The sequence below is a fragment of the Corallococcus aberystwythensis genome (genome assembly GCF_003612165.1).
Taxonomy (GTDB): Bacteria; Myxococcota; Myxococcia; order Myxococcales; family Myxococcaceae; genus Corallococcus; species Corallococcus aberystwythensis.
The window spans coordinates 1-4,379 of sequence record NZ_RAWK01000450.1 but is presented as its reverse complement, the minus strand read 5'-3'; the positions used below and the strand labels follow the sequence as shown (position 1 = coordinate 4,379).

General features: G+C 62.0%; 3 protein-coding genes, 1 tRNA gene and 2 pseudogenes. 3 read left to right on the top strand and 3 right to left on the bottom strand.

Annotation, left to right across the window (positions count from 1 at the left end; genetic code table 11):
• Window positions 1–105 precede the first annotated feature (105 nt).
• Window positions 106–182, top strand: a tRNA-Pro gene (locus D7W81_RS40060).
• A 370-nt stretch (window positions 183–552) separates the two neighbouring features.
• Window positions 553–1,170 (top strand): hypothetical protein, encoded by a 618-nt coding sequence (locus tag D7W81_RS40055; protein WP_147445802.1) that lies wholly within the window; start codon window positions 553–555, stop codon window positions 1,168–1,170.
• A 268-nt stretch (window positions 1,171–1,438) separates the two neighbouring features.
• On the opposite strand, the pseudogene D7W81_RS44490 reads toward D7W81_RS40055, so the two are convergent.
• The 3 genes and pseudogenes from D7W81_RS44490 to D7W81_RS44630 all read right to left on the bottom strand — a co-directional run.
• Window positions 1,439–1,921, bottom strand: a pseudogene (locus D7W81_RS44490) (transposase); the annotation flags it as partial.
• A 77-nt stretch (window positions 1,922–1,998) separates the two neighbouring features.
• Window positions 1,999–2,349: a DUF2500 domain-containing protein gene (locus D7W81_RS40045; RefSeq protein WP_120560582.1), complete on the bottom strand. Its 351-nt coding sequence runs from the start codon at window positions 2,347–2,349 to the stop codon at window positions 1,999–2,001.
• A gap of 155 nt (window positions 2,350–2,504) precedes the next feature.
• A pseudogene (locus D7W81_RS44630) lies at window positions 2,505–2,830 on the bottom strand (ISL3 family transposase); the annotation flags it as partial.
• 436 nt (window positions 2,831–3,266) lie between these two features.
• Here D7W81_RS44630 and D7W81_RS40040 point away from each other — a divergent pair.
• On the top strand, window positions 3,267–4,379 hold a 1,113-nt coding region (locus D7W81_RS40040), incomplete at its 3' end, for an endonuclease/exonuclease/phosphatase family protein (protein WP_147445801.1).

Below are 4,379 nucleotides of genomic sequence, written 5' to 3'. Positions count from 1 at the left end.
GGGAAGGGAGGGGCAAAAGAGTCCGTTGACTCAAGGAAGCGGCTCAGATAGATCCGCCCACGCTTCGCCGGGCCCGAGGGCAGTTCCTGGCGCAGCACCGGATATCGGGGAGTGGCTCAGCCTGGTAGAGCACTTGGTTCGGGACCAAGGGGTCGCAGGTTCAAATCCTGTCTCCCCGACCAAACGATGAAGCGGGCTGGAGGCCGAAAGGTCTCCAGCCCGTTTTCATTTTCGGGGCTTGCCTCAGCAGGGCAGCCTTGCTGAGCGGCACCTGAGTCCCTCTCAGGTGGCCATCGGCCTACCAGAGGATGCGTTCACCGCAGGGGGCCGCTCCTGGTTCAAGCGGCGGACCTGGATGACGCCCTGGGTGAACGCCTCTTCCATCGGCCAGTTGCTCGAACTTGTGCGGCTCGTAGAGCCCCAGGCCTGATCTTGCTGCCGGATCAGCTGCCCCCAACAAACACCTGCTCACACCAGGGCTGCCTTTCATCCACGGCGATGCCAAGCGACTCCAATCAAAAAAACAAGTAAAGCTGGTTCTTATTGAATATCGTGAAAATCACGCATATGCTTGTGCTGGCCAAATCCTGGTTGACTAGGTGGAAAATGAAAAGTCTCGGTGCGGTTGCGTTGGCGTCTTTGCTGGTGGCTTGCGGACCCGCAGTGGAGGGCGAGGAATTCGAAGGCGGCAAGCCCACGGTGACTCCGGCCAAGGAAGCTAGGGCTTCTGTTTTCTCCGATCCTGACGCGCTCGAATTCGCGGAGACGGGGCACGTGCATGCTCAGGGGCTTATCGCCGATCTGGGCACTGCGCTCGGCGCCCCTGCTGCCACCTACTCTGCAATCAGCACGACCTCCAATCAATGGAGCGTCAGTTGCAATGGCGGAGGGTCGCGAGACATCTCCTACATCTGGCAGGCGCCCTCGACGGGGTCGTACACCTTCAGCACCATTGGCTCGAACTTCGACACCGTCCTCCAGATTCGCAATTATAGAAACGCTTCGGAGATCCTTGGCTGTAGTGACGATTATTCAAATACGGAACAGTCGAGAATCGAGTTTGCCAGCCTCGCCAAAGGCACGGCCCTGTTGATTATCATTGAGGCCTATGACGGCAGCAACAGTGGCAGCTACGGCAACTACGCCCGCCTGAACATCTACAAGAATTAGCGCTCAAGGCATGTGCTGAGAATTTCCAGCGCGGCTCCGAGTCGTCGCGAGACATTTCCTGCCGGTGGACCGTGCCCGCGACGGGCTCCTACAGATGATTCATGATCAACTTGAGCTTCGATACGGTGCTTGAAATCCGCGACCACAATGCCACCACGCAGGTCCTGGGCTGCAATAACGATGAGAACAACACGGTCCAGTCAAGGGCCTCCCTCGCGAACCTTGTCCAGGACAGACGGTTGTTGATCACCATCGAGGGCTACTAGTCCTATGACCGGGTGAAGTCTGTGGGTTGGTAATGGAACTTCGCTCGGGCGTTCGGCACGGTGAATCGCCAGCGAATCCGGATTCGCTGGCGGTTGGCCCACTTCTGCCATGCCTGCGTTTCGCAGCGGAGCTTGTCGAGCGTGGGGATGCGCCGCCTGTCCAAGCACTGACGGGAGTGCAGGGAAATCTCCACCTCCGCCTGATTGAGCCAACTGCCGCGGACGGGCGTGTAGTGTGGAGTGAATCGACGCCAGAGCCGACGCCCTGCACGTACCCCGTACCGCACCTCCAACGCATGGCGGCTGTGCGTACTGAGGTTGTCCAGGACCAGGTGGATGGTGTTCGCCTCCGGGTACCTCTTGGCGATGTCCTGGAGGGCTTCGGCAAACGCCGGACTCTTTCTATTGGATGTGGCCTTCACGAAGTGCCACCCCGCCTTGGACTCCACCGCGCAGAAGAGATTGGCTGTGCCACAGCGGAAGTAGGCGTAGTCCCGGCGTGCCCAGACTGAGGATACGGCCTCACGTCTGCCCGGCTGCTGGAGGGGCGGCGTGTCGCGGACTACGTATGGAGCGGCCGGGGGAAGCTTGGTCCTCGTTGGGGCGGCTGCCGCGCAAACCCCCTGAGATTCCTTCCCTGCGTCATGAGGGTGCCCTGGGCGCCTTCGGTCAGGAGGCCATACTGCCTGTCGAAGGTCTCGAACTCGTCGCGGCTGCCGTCCTGGAACTCAAACGTCACGAAGTAGGTCGGGGCGTAGTAGTAGCCCCTGCCCGCCTGCCGTTTGGCGACGACGCGCCCCGGCCGCGTGAGGACGGGCTCGATACGGCCGCGGAGGATGTGGAACACGAGGGCCGCAAGGGCGATGCACGCAAGGACCATGCAGGCGAAGAAGAAGGTGATGAGCGCTTCCATGGATTCTCCTCCGCAAGGCCCGTCCCTCGGGCCCGCTACTTTGGCAGCAACTAGAAGGTGAGGCCGGTCTTCTCGTTCTTGCAGTTGAGGTCTTCGAAGATGCGGGAGAGAGGCGTGTACTGGCTTCTCTCACCGGGCCTGCGGGTGCCCGTCCCCCGCGTTGGACCGGGTACTTGAACCGCGCGCTCTGGAAACGTTTCTGCGCGGGCGTACTTGCGCACCGTTGCTCGCGCCAGCCCCAGGGTGCGACTGATTCTCAGCAGGGGCTCTCCGGCCAGGTGCAGGTGTCGCACCGCCTCGTAGGCGGCAACTCGGCAGGCCCTGCTTTCCTCCCCAGCACGCAATTCATCACGCGAGCGAAGCTGGCATGCCGCCCATTGAGCAGCAGGTGCCAGCGGTCTGCGACCTGCTGAGCGCTGGGCGCACCGAGAGTTGCCGCGCGTGCGTACTCGGTGGAGCGGTCCCTGGCGATGAGCTCGATTCGACAGCCAGGAGTCGAATACAACTCTTTCATTTCCAGGAGTGCTCGCCGCAACAGCCTCATGCTGTCACCGCCTGTCTCCTCGCTCGCGGATTACATTAAGTGCGGGAGAGCCATTTCCCCAAGCCAGGTGTACGAACCCTTTCGGCTGTTGCTCACGCACGATGTGGGTTTGTATGCCTTCTGCTCGTGGGGAATGGAGGGTGACAACACGGCCCTGGCACACGCATCGCGCCCTGCCTGACCGTGTTCCTACGACGCATGGAGGAGCAACTCGGTGGAGGGATGGGCGGTTGAATGCCTGATGCGCCTTCAGGACGCACGCGGCTCCGCCAGCCGATGGCTCCATCCGCCGGACGTGACCCGAGGCGAGGAGGACCTCCTCGTTCGCCGCCACCCGCTTGGCCAGAAGCGTCTCCCCTTGGCGGGGGTTTCCATGGAGGGAACGCAGGATGTGAGCGCGAGCGGCGATGTGCGCACCTGGCCCCTGGCCGCCGCGCTGATAGGGAGGGAAAAACACATGGAGCCATCGAAGAGAGTCCCTTGCCCACGCACGCTTGCCAGTCCGCTGACGGCGTTGGTGCTCGCCTTGGCGGCGGTAGTGCTGATGGCGCCGATTCCGCCGGATGATCCCGCCAGGGACTACTCGGAGCGCATCTTCATCGGCCAGTTCAACATGGCGGGTGGAGCCGATGAGTACGCTGACGCTGGCCGCAAGGCGCCAGACGCCCTGGTGCGAAGCATCAAGGGTCGCAGCCCCGAGCTGGCATTTGTCACCATCAACGAAGGCTGCAAGGACTGGTTGGACTACCTGGACGAGCAACTGCCTGATTACAACGTGCAGTTCGACCCTGTCCTCAAGAGCGACGACAAGGGCAACCTCCAATTGCAGCCGTGTAAACATGGTTCCCTGTTCGGCAATGCCATCATCTATCGGAAAAGCTTCTCCGGCCTCCAGATGAAGTCATATGACTTGCAGAGCGGTCCGAACCGCGAGCAACGCAGGATGCTGTGTCTGAACTCGGATTCGAAACGTCTGGTTGTCTGTGCGGTCCATCTCGTCAACGGTGGGGAAAACAGGGAACAGCGAGAGCGGGAGGCGGAGCGGGCGAGAAGTGTGCTGGCCGAGAACTACGCGGGCTACACCGTGATACTCGGCGGCGACCTGAATGACGAGCCTGGGTCCGAGGCGCTGAGCAGCTTCTATCTCTCTGACTACGGACAGGGCGCGCACGGGGCGTTCAAGGAAGTCGACAGCCCCTGCGGGGATGACATCAAGGAGCGCGATTTCTGCCGCGACGGCGAGCACACTCACGGCGAGTTACCGAAGGGCGGGGGCCCGTTCGGCGAGGTGCCGAGGGACACGTTCGGCGGCATTAATGAGAAGTTCGACTACCTCTTCGTGAGCCCCGAGGTCACCGTTCACGACGCCGATGCCACCAAGTCGCTCTACTCCGACCACGACCCGCTCTGGGCGGTTGAATGCCTGATGCGCCTTCAGGACGCACGCGGCTCCGCCAGCCGATGGCTCCATCCGCCGGACGTGACC